Genomic DNA, 18,089 nt, shown 5'->3' on the forward strand with positions numbered 1-18,089 from the left:
CCCTCCCGTCGCATCGCACCTGAGGCAGCCGCATCCGAGACCCCAGGTCAAGCGAAAAGCGTGCTTGACCTGGGGTCTCGGATGCGGCAGGGCTTCGCCTGCGATGCGACGGGAGGGGCCCACCACCGGTTGGTTGCGCGCTGCGCGCGCGGTGTACCTGCCGGTTCCGTACGTGGTCGCTTCCTTGGCTGGCGGTTCCGTCGTGGTTGGTTCCGGGGCTCGCGCTTCGCGCATCGTGTGTGGGGTGTGGCTCTTTCGGGGTAGGTCGAAGTTCTGGGCCCCGCGTGCGGCCCGGCGGCCGTAGGCTGCTGGGCATGTCGGAGTCGTACGCCAACCGCCGTGCCGCACTGCGCTTGAAGCTCCGTGACCTGGAGCTGGACGCCCTGCTGGTCACCGATCTGCTCAACCTTCGTTACCTCACCGGGTTCACCGGATCCAACGGCGCGGTGCTCGTCTCCGCCGAAGGGGACGAGAAGACGGTCTTCTGCACGGACGGGCGGTACCTGACGCAGTCCGCGCAGCAGGTGCCGGACCTGGAGCGCCTCATTGAGCGGCCGTGTGACCTGGCGTTGGCGGCCAAGGCCAAGGGGCGGACGGGGTACGAGAGCCATCACGTGACGGTGGACGGGCTGGACTCTCTGGCCAAGGCGGCGGACGCCGAGCTGGTGCGGGCGCCGGGGCTGGTGGAGGAGTTGCGGCTCGTCAAGGACGAGATCGAGATCGAAGCCCTGCGCATGGCGTGCGCGGCGGCTGATCGGGCGTTGGCGGCGTTGATTCAGCACGGTGGGTTGAGGCCGGGGAGGACTGAGCGGGAGGTTGCCCGCGAGCTGGAGAGCCGGATGCTCGACCACGGGGCGACTGGGCCGTCGTTCGACACGATTGTGGCGTTCGGCGTGAACAGTGCGGTGCCGCACCACCGGCCGACCGACGCGGCCTTGCACAAGGGTGACCTGGTCAAGCTCGACTTCGGGGCGCTGGTGGACGGGTATCACTCGGACATGACGCGCACGCTCGTCGTGGGGAAGCCCGCTGACTGGCAGCGGGAGCTGTACGACCTGGTCGCGCGGTCGCAGGCTGCTGGGCGGGCGGCGTTGGCGCCGGGGGTGGCGTTGAAGGACGTCGACAAGGCGGCTCGCGACGTCATTGAGAAGGCTGGGTACGGGGAGCAGTTCCTGCACGGGCTCGGGCACGGGGTCGGGTTGGAGATCCACGAGGCTCCGGCGCTGTCGAAAGTCGGTGACGGTACACTTTCGGCCGGTATGGCGGTCACCGTCGAGCCCGGCGTCTACCTGTCGGGGAAGGGCGGGGTCCGCATCGAGGACACTCTCGTCGTGCGCGAAAGCGCGCCGGAGCTCCTCACCCTGACCACGAAGGAACTCGTGGTCGTCTGACGCCCGTCCCAACACAGGAGAAACTCCACCGTGGCCACCACGAACGACCTCAAGAACGGCCTGGTGCTGAACCTCGACGGCCAGCTGTGGACCGTCACCGCGTTCCAGCACGTCAAGCCGGGCAAGGGCGGCGCCTTCGTGCGTACGACCCTCAAGCACGTGCTGACCGGGAAGGTCGTCGACAAGACCTTCAACGCGGGCACCAAGGTCGAGACCGCCACCGTGGACAAGCGCGGCATGACGTACCTGTACAAGGACGGCGCCGACTTCGTCTTCATGGACGGCGACACGTACGACCAGATCCACGTCGCGGCCGAGGTCGTGGGCGACAACGCCAACTACATGCTGGAGAACCAGGAAGCGGTCGTCGCCGTGCACGAGGGCGTGCCGCTCTTCATCGAGCTCCCCACCTCGGTCGAGCTGGTCATCGAGCACACCGACCCCGGCCTGCAGGGCGACCGCTCCACGGGTGGCACCAAGCCCGCGAAGCTGGAGACCGGCGCGGAGATCCAGGTCCCGCTGTTCGTGACCACCGGCGAGAAGATCAAGGTCGACACCCGCGACGGTCGCTACCTCGGTCGCGTCAGCAGCTGACATGGGTGCACGGAGCAAGGCGCGCAAGCGCGCGGTCGACTTCCTCTACGAGGCTGACCTCCTCGGCACGGACCCGGTGACGCTGCTCGCCGAGCGCGTCGGCTCACCGGATGTGCCGCCGGTCAACGACTACACGGTGGCCCTCGTCGAGGGGGTCACCGCGCACCGGGCGCGGATCGACGACCTCATCTCGGAGCACTCCGAGGGGTGGACGCTGGCCCGCATGCCGGCGGTCGACCGGGCTGTATTGCGGATCGGGCTGTACGAGCTGCTGTGGGCTTCCGATGTGCCCGACGCCGTGGCGATCGACGAGGCCGTCGAGCTGGCCAAGGGGTTGTCGACGGACGACTCGCCGCGGTTCGTGAACGGTGTGCTGGGGCGGATCGCCGTCATCGCGGACCAGATCCGCGCGGTTCTCTAGACGCCGTTAAGGCCACCTTCACTGCGCTCAACGCAGTGAAGGTGGCCTTAACGGTGTCAGCAGGGAGGCACGGCTTGTGTCCCCTTGGCGCGCTCCGTCAGGACAGCGCATCAAGGGGACACAAACGCGTTCAGTCTTCCTTCGCGGGGCGGGCCTCAGGGGGAAGGACGCCCCAGTCGATGAGCTGTTCGGTCAGTTCACCAGGGGTCATGTCGTAGATGATGGCGAGCGAACGCAGGTCCTCGGTGCGGATCGAGAGGACCTTACCGTTGTAGTCGCCGCGCTGGGACTGGATGGTCGCGGCGTAGCGGGCCAGGGGACCCACCTTTTCGACCGGCAGCTGTTGCAGCCGTTCGAGGTTGATCACGATCTTCGTTGCCGGCTCGGCGCCGGAGGGGACGCGGCCCTCGGGAAGAAGCTCGGCCACGGGGACCCCGTAGAAGTCGGCCAGCTCGGCCAGCTTCTGCACGGTCACCGCACGGTCTCCGCGCTCGTACGAGCCGACGACCACGGCCTTCCAACGACCGCCGGACTTCTGCTCGACGCCGTGCAGGGACAGGCCCTGCTGCTGGCGGATAGCGCGGAGCTTGGCCCCCAGCGCCTTGGCGTAGTCGCCCATGTGGCGGTTCTCCGTTCATTCGCCCCGTCAGCAGTACGGGCGGCTGCGGGGAGGCTTAGATCGATACGCAGAGTAATGATTGCTCTCCGTGGTCATAAGGTCAAGCTGATCTCGACGAAGCCAACCGCGTCGCAACCCGACACCACCCGGAAGGTTGACCCGCCACGCCTGATACGGTGCAGGTCAGCCCGGCAATAACCGGGTGTCCGACGTCCTTTAAGGACCCGTCCAGTGAGGCGGGGAAGGAGGTCCAGCCGTGGCGCCACGTCAACGTGGTGCGACGGATCCGGCTGGAGATCGCGAGATCTTGTCAGCCGGTGATGTCGCGCGCACCGTCGCCCGAATGGCCCATCAGATCATCGAGAAGACCGCTCTCGATGCACCGAGCGCACCCGACGTCGTCTTGATGGGTATTCCCAGCCGGGGTGCCCCGCTCGCGCGCCGGCTCGCCGAGAAGATCGCCGAGTTCTCCGGCACGACGCCCAGAACCGGCACGCTCGACGTCACCCTCTACCGCGATGACCTGCGGCGCGGCCCGACCAGGCCGCTGGAGACGACGAAGCTGCCCGACGGCGGGATCGACGACAAGCTGATCATCCTGGTCGACGACGTGCTGTTCTCCGGACGCACGATCCGCGCCGCCCTCGACGCGCTGCGGGACCACGGACGGCCCCAGGCCGTCCAGCTCGCCGTGCTGGTCGACCGCGGCCACCGCGAGCTGCCGATCCGCGCGGACTACGTCGGCAAGAACCTGCCGACCGCGAAGAGCGAGGACGTGATCGTCTACCTCGACGAGATGGACGACCGGGACGGGGTGCTGATCCGGTGAAACACCTGCTCAGCACGGAGAGGATCGACCCGGACACGGCGACCGCCATCCTCGACACCGCCGACCGCCTCAAGCAGGCGCTGCTCGGCCGCGAGGTGCGCAAGCTCCCCACGCTGCGCGGCCGCACCGTGATCACGATGTTCTACGAGAACTCCACCCGCACGCGCGTGAGCTTCGAGATCGCCGGCAAGTGGATGAGCGCCGACGTGATCAACGTCAGCAGCAGCGGCTCCAGCGTCAGCAAGGGCGAGAGCCTGCGCGACACCGCGCTCACGCTCCAGTCCGCAGGTGCGGACTGCATCATCGTGCGCCACCCGGCGAGCGGCGCGGCGCACCGGCTCGCGGGCTGGCTGCAGCACACGAACACGAGCGTCGTGAACGCCGGTGACGGCATGCACGAGCACCCCACGCAGGCGTTGCTCGACGCCGCCACGCTCAGGGACCGGCTCGGGAGTCTCAACGGCCGCCGCATCGCGATCGTCGGCGACGTCCTGCACAGCCGGGTCGCCCGGAGCAACGTGCACCTGCTGCACGCGCTGGGCGCGGACGTCACGCTCGTCGCCCCGCCGACCCTGCTGCCGACGGGCGTGCAGAACTGGCCGGTCACCGTCTCGCACGAGCTGGACGCAGAGCTGTCCAGCCTCGACGCGGTCATGCTGCTGCGCGTGCAGGCCGAGCGGATGCACGGCGGGTTCTTCCCGTCCGCCCGCGAGTACTCGATCGCCTATGGCCTCAACGAGAACCGCCTCAGGCTCCTCCCGGAGCACGCGGTCGTGCTGCACCCCGGCCCGATGCTGCGCGGCATGGAGATCGCGTCCGTCGTCGCCGACAGCCCCCAGGCCGCCATCACCGAACAGGTCCGCAACGGCGTGCACGTGCGCATGGCCGTCCTGTACCACCTGCTTGCGCACGAGGAGGAGACCGCGTGAAGCCTTTGCTGCTCAAGGGAGTAAGGCCCTACGGCGAGGGTGACCCGGTAGACATCCTGATCAAGGACGGCGTCATCGCCGAAGGCACCGACGACAACGCCGAAGTGATCGAGGGCAACGGCGCGATCCTGCTGCCGGGCTTCGTCGACCTGCACACCCACCTGCGCGAACCGGGCCGCGAGGACACCGAGACCATCGCGACCGGCTCCAAGGCCGCGGCGCTCGGCGGCTACACGGCGGTCTTCGCCATGGCCAACACCGATCCGGTCGCGGACAACGCGGTGATCGTCGAGCACGTCGCCCGCCGGGGGAAGGAAGTCGGCCTGGTCGACGTCCACCCGGTCGGCGCCGTCACGGTCGGCCTCAAGGGCGAGAAGCTCGCCGAGCTGGGCACCATGGCGAAGTCCAGCGCGAACGTCCGGGTGTTCTCCGACGACGGCCACTGCGTGCACGACCCGTTGATCATGCGCCGGGCGCTGGAGTACTCGAAGGCGTTGAACGCCGTCATCGCCCAGCACGCCGAGGAGCCCCGGCTCACGATCGGCGCGCAGGCCCACGAGGGTGAGAACGCGAGCAGGCTGGGCCTGCAGGGCTGGCCGGCCGCCGCCGAGGAGTCGATCGTCGCCCGCGACTGCATCCTCGCGAAGCAGGTCGACGCGCGGCTGCACGTCTGCCACGTCAGCACGACCGGCACCGCCGACGTGCTGAAGTGGGCGAAGGAGCGCGGCACCAAGGTCAGCGCCGAGGTCACCCCGCACCACCTGCTGCTGACCGACGACCGGCTGGAGACCTACGACCCGGTCAACAAGGTCAACCCGCCGCTGCGCACGCAGGCCGACGTGGACGCACTCCGCCAAGCGCTGGCCGAGGGCACGATCGACTGCGTCGCCACGGACCACGCCCCGCACGCCGTGCAGGACAAGGACTGCGAGTGGTCCGCGGCCCGCCCCGGCATGCTCGGCCTGCAGACCGCCCTGTCCGTCGTCATCAAGACCATGGTCCAGACGGGTCTGCTCGACTGGCGCGGCGTCGCTCGCGTGATGAGCGAGAAGCCCGCCGAGATCGCCGGTCTGACCGACCACGGCCGGCCGATCGAGGCCGGCGAGCCCGCCAATCTCACGCTGGTCGACCCGGACGCGACGTGGGTCGTCAACGGCGCCGAACTGGCGAGCGTGGCGGGCAACACCCCGTTCGAGGGCATGGAACTGCCCGGCGTGGTGACGACGACCATCTTGCGTGGGCAGGTCACGGCCGCGCGGGGAAGGATTGACGCATGACCCGCGTGTTGCTCGTCCTGATCGTCTTCCTCTTCTTCGCGCTCTGCGTGTACGGCATGTGGCACGGCTGGCGACGACGCGCGCGCAAGCAGGCCGAGTCCCTGCCCGCGTTCCCCGCGAAGCCGGAGCAGCTCGGTGACGAGATCCTGAACGCGACCGGCGTGTACATCGGCACGACGAACGCGGGCAACTGGCAGGACCGCATCCAGGTCGGCGACATCGGCCACCGCGCCGAGGCCGAGCTGCACCTGCACCCCGAAGGCGTCGCGATCGAACGCGTCGGCGCGGACGACCTGTTCATCCCGAAGACCGCGATCAAGGACGTCCGGACGGACAAGGGACTCGCGGGCAAGGTGATGTTCGACGAGGGCCTGCTGGTCATCCAGTGGGAGCTGGAGGACCGCGTGTTGGACACCGGTTTCCGCGGCGACGACAAGAGTGTTTATGGCCAGTGGGTTGACGCCCTGGTGGGAGGTAAAGCGTGACGAACGCGGCTCTGGTTCTTGAAGATGGTCGCGTTTTCCGCGGCGAGAAGTTCGGCGCGGAAGGGCGTTCGCTCGGTGAGGTCGTGTTCTCCACGGCCATGACCGGCTACCAGGAGACCCTGACCGACCCGTCGTACCACCGGCAGATCGTGGTGCAGACGGCACCGCAGATCGGCAACACGGGCTGGAACGACGAGGACGACGAGTCGTCCCGCATCTGGGTCGCCGGCTATGTCGTGCGGGACCCGGCGCGGACCCCGTCCAACTGGCGGTCCAAGCGCAGCCTGGACGACGAGCTCGTCCGGCAGGGGATCGTGGGCATCTCGGGGATCGACACCCGGACCCTGACCCGGCACATCCGGGAGCAGGGCGCGATGCGCGCGGGTGTGTTCTCCGGTGACGCGCTCGGGCCGAAGGACTACATGCTCGAGCAGGTCCGCGAGTCGGCGGGGATGCTCGGCGCGAACCTCGCGGGCGACGTCACGACGGCCAAGCCCTACGTGGTCGAGGCGATCGGCGAGAAGAAGTTCACCGTCGCGGCACTCGACCTGGGCATCAAGTCGAACACCCCGCGGATGATGGCGGCGCGGGGCATCGAGGTGCACGTCATGCCGTTGACAAGCACGATCGACGACATTCTGAGCGTGAACCCCACGGGTGTCTTCCTGTCGAACGGTCCGGGCGACCCGGCCACGCAGGACCACGCGATCGGCCTGACGAAGGAAGTGCTGCAGCGGAAGCTGCCGTTGTTCGGCATCTGCTTCGGCAACCAGATCCTGGGCCGCGCGGTGGGTCGGGGGACGTACAAGATGCGCTACGGCCACCGCGGCATCAACATCCCGGTGATCGACGTCGCCACCGGCAAGGTCGCGATCACGGCGCAGAACCACGGGTTCGCGCTGGAGGGAGAGCCGGGGGAGGAGTTCGGTTCGGACTTCGGCCGGGTACAGCTGAGCCACTACTGCCCGAACGACGGCACGGTCGAGGGCGTGCGGCTGCTGGACACGCCTGCGTTCTCCGTGCAGTACCACCCCGAGGCCGCGGCCGGTCCGCACGACGCCGCGCCGCTGTTCGACGAGTTCGTGAACCTGATGAGCGAGGCCAACTGATGCCGAAACGCACCGACCTGAAGCACATCCTCGTCATCGGTTCCGGCCCGATCGTCATCGGCCAGGCCTGCGAGTTCGACTACTCCGGCACGCAGGCGTGCCGGGTGCTGCGGGAGGAGGGCCTGCGCGTCAGCCTGGTCAACTCCAACCCGGCCACGATCATGACCGACCCGGAGTTCGCCGACGCCACCTACATCGAGCCGATCACGGCCGAGTTCGTGGAGAAGGTCATCGCGCAGGAGCGCCCCGACGCGGTCCTGGCGACGCTGGGCGGGCAGACCGCGCTCAACACCGCGATCGCGCTGCACGAGCGTGGGGTGTTGGAGAAGTACGACGTCGAGCTGATCGGCGCGGACATCGACGCGATCCAGCGCGGCGAGGACCGGCAGATGTTCAAGGACATCGTGCGCAAGATCGGCGCCGAGGTCCCGCGTAGTGCCGTGTGCAAGTCCATGGACGAGGTCCGCGCCACGGTCAAGGAACTCGGCCTTCCCGTCGTCATCCGGCCCTCGTTCACCATGGGCGGCCTGGGGTCGGGCATGGCGCACACCGACGAGGAACTCGAGCGTCTCGCCGCGACCGGCCTGGCCGAGTCCCCGGTCACCGAGGTGCTGATCGAGGAGAGCGTGCTCGGGTGGAAGGAGTACGAGCTCGAGCTGATGCGCGACCGCAACGACAACGTGGTCGTGATCTGTTCGATCGAGAACATCGACCCGATGGGTGTGCACACCGGTGACTCCGTCACGGTGGCGCCGGCGATGACGCTGACCGACCGCGAGTACCAGCACATGCGCGACGTCGGCATCAAGGTCATCCGCGAGGTCGGCGTCGACACCGGTGGTTGCAACATCCAGTTCGCCATCCACCCCGACAACGGCCGCATGGTCGTCATCGAGATGAACCCGCGCGTGTCCCGCTCGTCCGCGCTGGCCTCCAAGGCGACCGGCTTCCCGATCGCCAAGATCGCCGCCAAGCTGGCGATCGGCTACACGCTGGACGAGATCACCAACGACATCACCGGCGAGACCCCGGCGTCGTTCGAGCCGACGCTGGACTACGTGGTCGTGAAGGTGCCGCGGTTCGCGTTCGAGAAGTTCCCCGGCGCGGACCCGACGCTGACCACGACGATGAAGTCGGTCGGCGAGGCGATGTCCATCGGCCGCAACTTCATCGAGGCGCTGGGCAAGGCGTTGCGCTCGATGGAGACCAAGGCCGTCGGGTTCTGGACGCGGGAGGACCCCGAGGGCATCACGCTCGGGTCCACTTTGGAGCAGCTGAAGACGGGCCACGACGGCCGCCTCTACACCGTGGAGCGCGCGCTGCGGCTCGGTGCGTCGATCGAGCAGGTCTACGAGGCCTCGCGCATCGACCCGTGGTTCATCGAGCAGATCGCCTGGCTCGGGACGCTGCGGACCGAGCTGGTCGACGCCCCGGTGCTCGACGAACCGTTGCTGCGCAAGGCGAAGCGGGCCGGGTTGTCCGACCGGCAGATCGCCGCGCTGCGGCCGGAGCTGGCCGGTGAGGACGGCGTGCGGGCGCTGCGGCACCGCCTGGGTGTGCGGCCGGTCTACAAGACCGTGGACACGTGTGCGGCGGAGTTCAAGTCCGAGACGCCGTACCACTACTCGGCCTACGAGCTGGACCCTGACGCCGAGTCCGAGGTCGCCGAGCAGCGCGAGCGGCCGAAGGTGATCATCCTCGGCTCGGGGCCGAACCGGATCGGGCAGGGCATCGAGTTCGACTACTCGTGCGTGCACGCCGCCATGGCGCTGCGCGAGGCCGGGTACGAGACCGTGATGGTCAACTGCAACCCGGAGACCGTCTCGACCGACTACGACACCTCCGACCGCCTGTACTTCGAGCCGCTGACGTTCGAGGACGTGCTGGAGGTCGTGCACTCCGAGCAGGCCTCCGGTGATGTGGCCGGGGTGATCGTGCAGCTGGGCGGCCAGACGCCGCTGGGTCTCGCGCAGCGCCTCGCAAACGCCGGGGTGCCCGTGGTGGGCACGCCGCCCGAGGCGATCCACCTCGCGGAGGACCGGGGCGCGTTCGGCAAGGTGCTCACCGACGCCGGGCTGCCCGCGCCGAAGTTCGGCACCGCCACCTCGTTCGACGAGGCCCGCGCCATCGCCCAGGAGATCGGCTACCCGGTGCTCGTCCGGCCGTCGTACGTGCTGGGCGGGCGCGGCATGGAGATCGTCTACGACGAGGAGACGCTCGCCGGCTACATCGCCCGCGCCACCGAGGTCACCCCGGAGCACCCGGTGCTGGTGGACCGGTTCCTCGATGACGCCATCGAGATCGACGTCGACGCGTTGTGCGACGGCACCGAGGTGTTCATCGGCGGCGTGATGGAGCACATCGAGGAGGCCGGCGTGCACTCCGGTGACTCGTCGTGCGCCCTCCCGCCGATCACGCTGGGCGCGTCGGACATCGAGAACGTGCGGCGCTCGACGGAGGCCATCGCGCGCGGCATCGGCGTCCGCGGGCTCCTGAACGTCCAGTACGCGCTCAAGGACGACGTGCTCTACGTCCTGGAGGCCAACCCGCGTGCCTCGCGCACCGTGCCGTTCGTCTCCAAGGCGACCGCGGTGTCGATGGCCAAGGCGGCGTCGCGGGTCATGCTCGGCGCCACCATCGCCCAGCTCCGCGAGGAGGGCATCCTCCCGAAGAAGGGCGACGGGGCGCAGCTGCCCGAACACGCGCCGGTGGCGGTCAAGGAAGCGGTCATGCAGTTCCACCGCTTCCGCACCCCCGAGGGCCACGGCGTCGACTCGCTGCTCGGCCCGGAGATGAAGTCCACCGGCGAGGTCATGGGCATCGACTCGTCGTTCGGCAAGGCCTTCGCGAAGTCCCAGACCGCCTCGTACGGCTCCCTGCCGACTTCCGGCCGGGTGTTCGTGTCGTTCGCCAACCGGGACAAGCGGGCGATGATCTTCCCGGTCAAGCGGCTCGCCGACCTCGGCTTCGAGGTTCTCGCGACGTCCGGCACGGCCGAGGTGCTGCGCCGCAACGGGATCCCGTGCACGGTGGTGCGCAAGCACTTCGAGGGCGAGAAGAACGTGGTCGACATGATCCTCGGCGGTGAGGTCGACATGATCTTCAACACCCCTTACGGCAACAGCGGGCCGCGCGTGGACGGCTACGAGATCCGCACGGCGGCGGTGGCCCGCGACATCCCGTGCGTCACCACGATCCAGGGCGCGGCGGCGGCCGTGCACGGCATCGAGGCGCTGATCCGCGGCGACATCGGCGTTCAGCCGCTCCAGGCCCTTCAGGCCGCTCTGCGGGCCGGTGGTTCCGAATGACGTTCGGAGAACGGCTCACGAAGGCTGTGGACGCGTTCGGGCCGCTCTGTGTGGGCATCGACCCGCATCCGGGCCTGATGGACGCCTGGGGGCTGTCTCAGGACGCCTCCGGGCTGGAGCGGTTCGCGCTGACCTGCGTGGAGGCGTTCGGCGGCCGGGTGGCGGTCGTGAAGCCGCAGTCGGCGTTCTTCGAGGCGTGCGGGTCGCGTGGCGTGGCGGTGCTCGAGCGTGTCATCGCCGATCTGCGCGACTCGGGGACGCTCGTGCTGCTGGACGCCAAGCGCGGCGACATCGGCTCCACGATGGCCGCCTACGCGGCGGCGTACCTGACCGAGGGGTCGCCGCTGGCGGCGGACGCGGTGACGCTGTCGCCGTACCTCGGCTTCGGGTCGCTGGAACCGGCCCTGGAGGCCGCTCGGGCGAACGGGCGGGGCGTGATCGTGCTCGCGCTGACGTCCAACCCGGAGGGCGCTTCGGTCCAACGCGCGGTTGGGCCGGATGGGCGAACCGTGGCTCAGTCGATCGTGGATTTCGCTGCGGAACGGAATTCCGGCATTTCCCCCGTGGGTGATGTCGGTCTGGTCGTCGGGGCCACGATCGGGGAAACCGGGGTCGACCTGTCGAAGCTCAACGGCCCCGTCCTGGCGCCCGGTTTCGGCGCCCAGGGAGCCACCGTGGCCGACCTGAAGGCGTTGTTCGGCGCCGATTTGCGGAACATTCTGCCGACTTCGTCGAGGGACGTCCTCAAGCATGGCCCGGACGTATCTTCGCTGGTCAGCGCGGTGCAGCGGGTGCAGGAAACGCTCTGAGGAGGTGTGCGCCACGCCGTCCTGGGGAAACTTAGGGGCGTGGCGCGCTCACCTGGGCAAACCTGTGTTGGTAGGGTCCCTGCCACCAGGAGCCCCGCTGGTCATCGGGCCCACTACCACACAGGCCGTGGGCAGTCAGTTACCGAGGTCGGTGATCAGGCTTCTGGAGGGTGTTGGTACTACTACCACCCGCCGCTACGAACGGGCCGCTGAGAGATTTAGCTGACTGGGTCACGTTGTCCCCAGGCAATTGCGGTCGGTACGGTCGCGGCACCGATCCGAAAAGAATCCACACCACGGAGGAAATCGTGGCCCTTCCCCAGCTTACCGAGGAGCAGCGGGCCGCAGCGCTGGAGAAGGCTGCTGCCGCTCGTCGCGCTCGGGCTGAGCTCAAGGAGCGCCTCAAGCGCGGTGGCACGACCCTCGCGGACGTGCTCAAGGCCGCCGAGAGCGACGAGGTCCTGGGCAAGATGAAGGTGTCCGCGCTGCTCGAGGCCCTTCCGGGCGTCGGCAAGGTTCGCGCGCAGCAGCTCATGGAGCGCCTCGAGATCGCTCCGAGCCGTCGTCTGCGCGGCCTGGGCGACCGCCAGCGCAAGGCCCTGCTCTCCGAGTTCAGCGGAGAGTGAGTGACACCGAGGCGGGCGCGGGTTCGCCCCGCGCCCGCCTCACCGTCCTGTCCGGGCCGTCCGGAGTGGGCAAGTCGAGCGTTCTTGCCGCGCTCCGGGTGATGGCACAGGAGCAGCAGCTCTATTTCAGTGTCTCGGCGACCACCAGGCCGCCGAGGCCGGGAGAAGTCGACGGAGTGCATTACCACTTCGTCGATCGCGAGAAGTTTCAGCGCATGGTGGCCGAGGGCGAGTTCCTCGAGCACGCCGAGTTCGCGGGGAACCACTACGGCACCCCGCGCACGCCAGTACTGCAAGCCCTCGCGTCCGGAACGCCCGCGCTGCTGGAGATCGAACTCCAGGGGGCGCGGCAGGTCCGGGCGGCGATGCCGGAGGCCCAGCTCGTCATGCTGGCCCCGCCGTCGTGGGAGGACCTGGTCGGCCGGCTGACCGGCCGGGGGACCGAGGATCCCGCCATCGTCGAGCGCAGGCTCGAGATCGCCAGGGAAGAGCTGGCCGCCGAAAAGGAGTTCGACGAGGTCGTCGTGAACTCCGATGTCAAGACCGCCGCGGCCGACTTGCTATCCTTGGTGGTCGGACCACGAATCTCAGGAGTTTGACGAGTGATCACCCACACCGAGCTCGGTCATCTGACCGGTTCTCCGGAGGGCATCACCAACCCGCCGATCGACGACCTGCTTGAGCAGGTGAGCTCGAAGTACGCGTTGGTGATCTACGCAGCGAAGCGTGCCCGCCAGATCAACGACTACTACGCGCAGCTCGGCGAGGGCCTGCTCGAGTACGTCGGCCCGCTCGTCGAGCCGGGCCCGCGTGAGAAGCCCCTCTCCATCGCGCTCAGGGAGATCCACGCCGGTCTCCTGGAGCACACTGAGGGAGAAGGCTAGAGGCGACGGCTCTGGGTGAGGTCTGTCTGCGGAATGCGCAGACCGACGTCGCCGCAGCCGTGTTTTCTGGGGGCCGAGCCCCCAGACCCCGCGCCGGGGGCAAGCCCCCGGACCCCGCTGACGGCACGTTCCCGGAGCACACTGGGGGCAAGTCCCCGGAACCCACGGCGGCATGTCCCTGAGCAGTCTGGGGGCGCGCCCTCGGGGTTCCTGTCACTAGATGGCGAGGGTAAGTGAGCTCTACTTCCGCTGATGCCCCCTCCCGCCCCCGCGTCATTCTCGGGGTGGGCGGGGGCATCGCCGCGTACAAGGCCTGCGAGCTGCTCCGCCGGCTGACCGAGTCCGGTCACTCCGTGCGGGTCGTGCCGACCGACGGCGCGCTCAAGTTCGTCGGCGCCGCCACCTTCGAGGCGCTCTCCGGCGAGCCGGTGACCGCGGACCCGTTCGACCGGGTGCACGAGGTGCCGCACGTCAAGCTCGGCCAGAACGCCGACCTCGTCGTCGTCGCGCCCGCCACCGCGAACCTCATCGCGAAGGCCGCGCACGGCCTCGCCGACGACCTGCTCACCAACACGTTGCTCACCGCGCACTGCCCGGTACTCCTCGTGCCCGCGATGCACACGGAGATGTGGGAGCACCCGGCGACGCAGCACAACGTGGCGCTGCTCCGCGAGCGCGGCGTGAACGTGATGGAGCCCGCGTCCGGGCGGTTGACCGGAAAGGACACCGGCAAGGGCCGGCTGCCCGATCCCGCCGAGATCTTCGAGTTCGCCCGGTTGCTCCTTGCACGTCCGGACGCGCTGCCGCGGTCGATGGCGGGCGTGCGGGTCGCGATCTCAGCAGGTGGGACGCGCGAGCCGCTGGACCCCGTTCGATTCCTGGGTAACCGGTCGTCCGGCAAGCAGGGGTATGCGCTCGCCCGAGTGGCCGCACAGCGGGGCGCGGACGTCACGCTCGTCGCCGCACACACCGCTGACCTGGGGGAACCCGCCGGCGTGACCGTCGTGCGGGTCGGCACCGCGCTTGAACTCCGGGACGCGATGCACGCTGCGGCCGAGACCGCGGACATCGTGGTGATGGCCGCCGCCGTGGCCGACTTCCGGCCCGTGGCGCTTGCCACACACAAGATCAAGAAATCGTCTGCGGACCCGGATCCCGTTGTGCTAACAAAGAATCCGGACGTCCTGGCCGAGCTGGTCGCGGCGCGCCGCGAGGGGCAGGTGATCGTCGGGTTCGCCGCCGAGACGGGCGACGAGACCGGTGACGTGCTGGAACACGGCCGTGCGAAGTTGAAGCGCAAGGGCTGTGACTGGCTGGTGGTCAACGCGGTCGGCGACGGGAAGGCGTTCGAGGTCGAGGATAACGCGGGCTGGCTGCTCGCCGATGACGGTAGGGAGACGCCGATCCCGCACGGCTCGAAAGCGCAACTCGCGGCCACAGTGTGGGACGCCGTCACCGCGTAGTGCTCAGTACTCGACACACTATTGAGTGACCGTCCGTAAACTTGTTCCATCTGCCGTAGACCAAAGGGAGCGTCCGTGAGCCAGCACAGCAGCAGGCTGTTCACCAGTGAATCCGTCACTGAGGGACACCCTGACAAGATCTGTGACGCCATCAGCGACTCCATTTTGGACGCGCTGCTCGCGAAGGACCCGCGCTCCCGCGTCGCCGTCGAGACGCTGGTCACCACGGGCCAGGTGCACGTCGCCGGCGAGGTGACGACCGAGGCGTACGCGGACATCCCGTCGATCGTGCGCGACGTGATCCTCGGCATCGGCTACGACTCGTCCGCCAAGGGCTTCGACGGCCACTCGTGTGGCGTCAACGTCGCGATCGGCTCGCAGTCCCCGGACATCGCGCAGGGTGTCGACACCGCGTACGAGAACCGCGTCGAGCACGCCGAGGACGAGATCGACAAGCAGGGCGCGGGCGACCAGGGCCTGATGTTCGGCTACGCGTGCACGGACACGCCTGAGCTGATGCCGCTGCCGATCGCGCTCGCGCACCGGTTGTCGCGCCGCCTGACCGCCGTGCGCAAGGACGGCACCGTCCCGTACCTGCGTCCGGACGGCAAGACCCAGGTCACCATCGAGTACGCGGGTGACCAGCCGGTTCGTCTCGACACGGTCGTCGTGTCCACGCAGCACGCCGACGGCATCGACCTCGAGAAGCTGCTCGGCGTCGACATCCGCGAGCACGTGGTGGCGCCCGAGATCGCCGAGCTCGGCCTGGACACGTCGAACGTCCGGCTGCTGGTCAACCCGACCGGCCGGTTCGTCATCGGCGGTCCGATGGGTGACGCGGGCCTGACCGGCCGCAAGATCATCGTCGACACCTATGGCGGCATGGCGCGGCACGGTGGTGGCGCGTTCTCCGGCAAGGACCCGTCGAAGGTCGACCGGTCCGCCGCGTACGCGATGCGCTGGGTGGCCAAGAACGCCGTGGCGGCGGGTCTGGCCACGCGGATCGAGGTTCAGGTCGCCTACGCGATCGGCAAGGCCGCCCCGGTGGGTCTGTTCGTGGAGACGTTCGGCACCGAGACCGTGGACCCGACGAAGATCCAGCAGGCGATCAGCGAGGTGTTCGACCTGCGTCCGGCCGCGATCATCCGCGACCTGGACCTGCTGCGCCCGATCTACGCGCCGACCGCCGCGTACGGCCACTTCGGCCGCACCGACGTGGCGCTGCCGTGGGAGTCCACGGACCGCGCGGAGGCCCTGCGTTCGGCGGCAGGAGCCTGACCGTCCGGCGCAACTGTGTGTGAGCAGTCAACGATCCCGGTCCGAAAGGGCCGGGATCGTTCATACTCCGGTAGGTTCCGCGTCACGTCCGGGAACTAGAAACTGCAGGCATGTCCTTGAGTCGTCGCGGTTTCATGGCCGCTGCCGTCGCAACCGCGGCGGGTTCACTGCTGCCACCGTCCGTGCACGCCGCGCTCGCCCGTGAGCCGCGGCCGGGCGGGCTGCGCGCGATCAAGCACGTAGTGCTGCTGATGCAGGAGAACCGGTCGTTCGACCACTACTACGGGTCGTTGCGCGGTGTGCGCGGCTTCGGTGACCGCAACGCGCTGCCCGGCGTCTTCCAGCAGTCGGGCGTCTACCCGTTCCCCGTGCGCGAGGCGGCGCTCGGGCGCGACGTCCAGTACATCGGCGACCTCGACCACAGCTGGAACGGCGGGCACACCGCGTTGCGCCACGGTTGGAACGACAACTGGGTGCCCGCCAAGACCGCGGCCACCATGGCCTTCTACGACCGGCGCGACGTGCCGTTCCACTACGAGCTCGCCGAGACGTTCACGATCTGCGACGCCTACCACTGCTCGTTGCCGTCCTCGACGTCGCCGAACCGCAACTACTGGGTCAGCGGCTACACGGGGTTCGAGCCGAACGGCAACCGCGCCACCGGCAACGCGGCCTACGACGAGGACAACCACGCCGGGTACACCTGGACGACCTACGCGGAACGCCTGGAGCAGGCCGGCGTTTCCTGGCGCGTGTACCAGGAACACGACAACTTCCAGGACAACAACCTCGAGTTCTTCGTGCGGTTCAAGGAGATCGCGCGCAAGGTGCTGCCGCCGGGGTTCAAGTCGCTGGACAAGCTCTACGCGCACGGCGATCCGAAGCTGATCGACCTGTCGAGGCTGACCCCGGCCGAAAGGCGGTTGTACGACCGGGGACTGCACCGCGTCGCACCGAAAACGCTGGGGCAGGTGTTCCGCGACGACGTGGAGCACGGCCGCCTGCCCGCGGTGTCGTACCTGGTTCCGTCCTCTGTGGACTCCGAGCACCCCGGCGCTTCTTCCCCCGCGGCCAGCGCGTCGATCACCTACCAGGTGCTGGACGCGCTCGCGTCGTCGCCGGAGGTGTGGGAGTCGACGGTTCTGTTCATCACCTATGACGAGAACGACGGCTTTTTCGACCACGTGCCGCCGCCGCGTCCGCCCGCGCAGCACACCGACGAGTGGGTGGGGGACCGGCCGCTCGGGCTGGGCGCGCGCGTGCCGATGACGGTCGTGTCGCCGTGGAGTGTCGGCGGGTACGTGTGCTCGCAGGTGTTCGACCACACGTCGATGACGCGGTTCCTGGAGCGCTGGCTGGACGTGCGTGAGCCGAACGTCAGCGCGTGGCGGCGAGCGGTGTCCGGTGACCTCACGTCGGCGTTCGACTTCGACCGGCGGCGCACCTGGCCGGACGTCGGCGAACCCGCTCCCGTGCCGCCCGCGTCGCCGCGCTGGCGGCCCACCCCGCCCGCCACGCAGGCCATGCCGGAGCAGGAGGCCGGGCGGCGGCGGGCCAGACCGCTGCCCTACCAGCCGGACGCGCAGGCTTCGTTGTCGGACGGCAAGGTGAAGCTGGAGCTGTCGAACTCGGGCAAGTCCTCCGTGCACTTCGCGTTGTATCCGTACGCCAAGGAGTTCGAGAACCCGGCGCACTTCGACGTCACGTCGTCGCAGGAGCACGTGGTTCCGTTCGGCGAGTCGTACGACCTGTTGCTGATGGGGCCCAACGGGTTCCGCCGCGAGTTCGCGGGTTCGGCGCACGGGACGGCGCAGGTGTCGTCGTCCGTGCGCGGGTACAGCCGCGTGCTGACGCTGACGTTCGCCAACCTCGGCGACAAGCCGCTGACGTTCGTCGCGGGACGGCGCAAGGTCGTCGTGCGCGCCGGGCGGCGGGCGGTGATCCCGTGGCTCACCGTGATGAACTCCGGTTGGTACGACCTGACCGTCACCGTGGTGGAGGAGCCGGGGTTCCGGCGCCGGCTGGCCGGTCACATCGAGGACGGCAAGGAGTCGATCTCGGGATAGG

17 protein-coding genes are annotated in these 18,089 nt (G+C 68.9%); 16 read left to right on the forward strand and 1 reads right to left on the reverse strand.

All coding sequences use genetic code 11. The features are described from left to right. Positions 1-314: 314 nt before the first annotated feature. Genes QSK35_RS40215 through nusB form a run of 3 tightly spaced genes read left to right on the forward strand, consistent with a single transcriptional unit; the run spans position 315 to position 2,406 of the window. Positions 315-1,391, forward strand: a complete 1,077-nt coding sequence (locus QSK35_RS40215) for a M24 family metallopeptidase (protein WP_285753365.1) — start codon at positions 315-317, stop codon at positions 1,389-1,391. A gap of 30 nt (positions 1,392-1,421) precedes the next feature. Further along, complete coding sequence (efp, locus tag QSK35_RS40220; RefSeq protein WP_285753366.1) at positions 1,422-1,985, forward strand: elongation factor P; 564 nt, start codon at positions 1,422-1,424, stop codon at positions 1,983-1,985. Between the two features lies 1 nt (position 1,986). Beyond that, on the forward strand, positions 1,987-2,406 hold the full coding sequence (gene nusB / locus QSK35_RS40225) for a transcription antitermination factor NusB (RefSeq protein WP_285753368.1): 420 nt from the start codon (positions 1,987-1,989) through the stop codon (positions 2,404-2,406). A gap of 130 nt (positions 2,407-2,536) precedes the next feature. On the opposite strand, the gene bldD is transcribed toward nusB, so the two are convergent. Further along, positions 2,537-3,025 (reverse strand): transcriptional regulator BldD, encoded by a 489-nt coding sequence (gene bldD, locus QSK35_RS40230; protein ID WP_030471611.1) that lies wholly within the window; start codon positions 3,023-3,025, stop codon positions 2,537-2,539. 256 nt (positions 3,026-3,281) lie between these two features. On the opposite strand from bldD, the gene pyrR reads away from it, so the two are divergent. The 13 genes from pyrR (at position 3,282) to QSK35_RS40295 (ending at position 18,088) form a co-directional block, all read left to right on the forward strand. Further along, positions 3,282-3,854 carry a bifunctional pyr operon transcriptional regulator/uracil phosphoribosyltransferase PyrR gene (pyrR, locus tag QSK35_RS40235; RefSeq protein WP_285753369.1) on the forward strand — a complete coding sequence of 191 codons (573 nt, stop codon included), beginning with the start codon at positions 3,282-3,284 and terminating at the stop codon, positions 3,852-3,854. Then, positions 3,851-4,783 (forward strand): aspartate carbamoyltransferase catalytic subunit, encoded by a 933-nt coding sequence (locus QSK35_RS40240; protein ID WP_285753371.1) that lies wholly within the window; start codon positions 3,851-3,853, stop codon positions 4,781-4,783. The genes pyrR and QSK35_RS40240 overlap by 4 nt, the downstream gene beginning before the upstream one ends. Then, on the forward strand, positions 4,780-6,060 hold the full coding sequence (locus QSK35_RS40245; RefSeq protein ID WP_285753373.1) for a dihydroorotase: 1,281 nt from the start codon (positions 4,780-4,782) through the stop codon (positions 6,058-6,060). The genes QSK35_RS40240 and QSK35_RS40245 overlap by 4 nt, the downstream gene beginning before the upstream one ends. Further along, a complete protein-coding gene (locus tag QSK35_RS40250) occupies positions 6,057-6,545 on the forward strand; it encodes a PH-like domain-containing protein (protein ID WP_285753375.1) in 489 nt (162 codons plus the stop codon). Before QSK35_RS40245 ends, QSK35_RS40250 begins: the two co-directional genes overlap by 4 nt. Beyond that, positions 6,542-7,654, forward strand: coding sequence for a glutamine-hydrolyzing carbamoyl-phosphate synthase small subunit (gene carA / locus QSK35_RS40255; RefSeq protein ID WP_285753376.1), 1,113 nt, complete (start codon positions 6,542-6,544; stop codon positions 7,652-7,654). Before QSK35_RS40250 ends, carA begins: the two co-directional genes overlap by 4 nt. Beyond that, complete coding sequence (carB, locus tag QSK35_RS40260; RefSeq protein WP_285753378.1) at positions 7,654-10,962, forward strand: carbamoyl-phosphate synthase large subunit; 3,309 nt, start codon at positions 7,654-7,656, stop codon at positions 10,960-10,962. Before carA ends, carB begins: the two co-directional genes overlap by 1 nt. Continuing rightward, positions 10,959-11,771, forward strand: coding sequence for an orotidine-5'-phosphate decarboxylase (gene pyrF / locus QSK35_RS40265; protein ID WP_285753380.1), 813 nt, complete (start codon positions 10,959-10,961; stop codon positions 11,769-11,771). Before carB ends, pyrF begins: the two co-directional genes overlap by 4 nt. Positions 11,772-12,079: 308 nt before the next feature. Continuing rightward, entirely contained in the window at positions 12,080-12,397 is a 318-nt protein-coding gene (gene mihF, locus QSK35_RS40270) for an integration host factor, actinobacterial type (protein WP_285753382.1), read from the forward strand. Continuing rightward, the gene (gene gmk / locus QSK35_RS40275) at positions 12,394-12,996 is read left to right on the forward strand and encodes a guanylate kinase (protein WP_285753384.1); all 603 of its coding nucleotides are present in this window, start codon (positions 12,394-12,396) and stop codon (positions 12,994-12,996) included. Before mihF ends, gmk begins: the two co-directional genes overlap by 4 nt. A gap of 3 nt (positions 12,997-12,999) precedes the next feature. Continuing rightward, complete coding sequence (gene rpoZ / locus QSK35_RS40280; RefSeq protein ID WP_285753386.1) at positions 13,000-13,281, forward strand: DNA-directed RNA polymerase subunit omega; 282 nt, start codon at positions 13,000-13,002, stop codon at positions 13,279-13,281. 233 nt (positions 13,282-13,514) lie between these two features. Continuing rightward, positions 13,515-14,744 carry a bifunctional phosphopantothenoylcysteine decarboxylase/phosphopantothenate--cysteine ligase CoaBC gene (gene coaBC, locus QSK35_RS40285; protein WP_285753388.1) on the forward strand — a complete coding sequence of 410 codons (1,230 nt, stop codon included), beginning with the start codon at positions 13,515-13,517 and terminating at the stop codon, positions 14,742-14,744. A gap of 75 nt (positions 14,745-14,819) precedes the next feature. After that, positions 14,820-16,022 (forward strand): methionine adenosyltransferase, encoded by a 1,203-nt coding sequence (gene metK / locus QSK35_RS40290; protein ID WP_285753389.1) that lies wholly within the window; start codon positions 14,820-14,822, stop codon positions 16,020-16,022. 110 nt (positions 16,023-16,132) lie between these two features. Continuing rightward, positions 16,133-18,088, forward strand: a complete 1,956-nt coding sequence (locus tag QSK35_RS40295; protein WP_285753390.1) for a phosphocholine-specific phospholipase C — start codon at positions 16,133-16,135, stop codon at positions 18,086-18,088. Position 18,089: the final 1 nt, after the last annotated feature.

The organism is Lentzea sp. NBRC 105346, from assembly GCF_030269605.1.
In the GTDB taxonomy this organism is placed as follows: Bacteria; Actinomycetota; Actinomycetes; order Mycobacteriales; family Pseudonocardiaceae; genus Lentzea.

Bases quoted from the DNA above. Each gene is read 5' to 3' on its own strand.
- QSK35_RS40215 (WP_285753365.1), top strand. From the start codon at position 315: ATGTCGGAGTCGTACGCCAACCGCCGTGCCGCACTGCGCTTGAAGCTC.
- bldD (WP_030471611.1), bottom strand. From the start codon at position 3,025: ATGGGCGACTACGCCAAGGCGCTGGGGGCCAAGCTCCGCGCTATCCGC.
- carB (WP_285753378.1), top strand. From the start codon at position 7,654: ATGCCGAAACGCACCGACCTGAAGCACATCCTCGTCATCGGTTCCGGC.
- nusB (WP_285753368.1), top strand. From the start codon at position 1,987: ATGGGTGCACGGAGCAAGGCGCGCAAGCGCGCGGTCGACTTCCTCTAC.
- QSK35_RS40295 (WP_285753390.1), top strand. From the start codon at position 16,133: ATGTCCTTGAGTCGTCGCGGTTTCATGGCCGCTGCCGTCGCAACCGCG.
- QSK35_RS40250 (WP_285753375.1), top strand. From the start codon at position 6,057: ATGACCCGCGTGTTGCTCGTCCTGATCGTCTTCCTCTTCTTCGCGCTC.
- pyrF (WP_285753380.1), top strand. From the start codon at position 10,959: ATGACGTTCGGAGAACGGCTCACGAAGGCTGTGGACGCGTTCGGGCCG.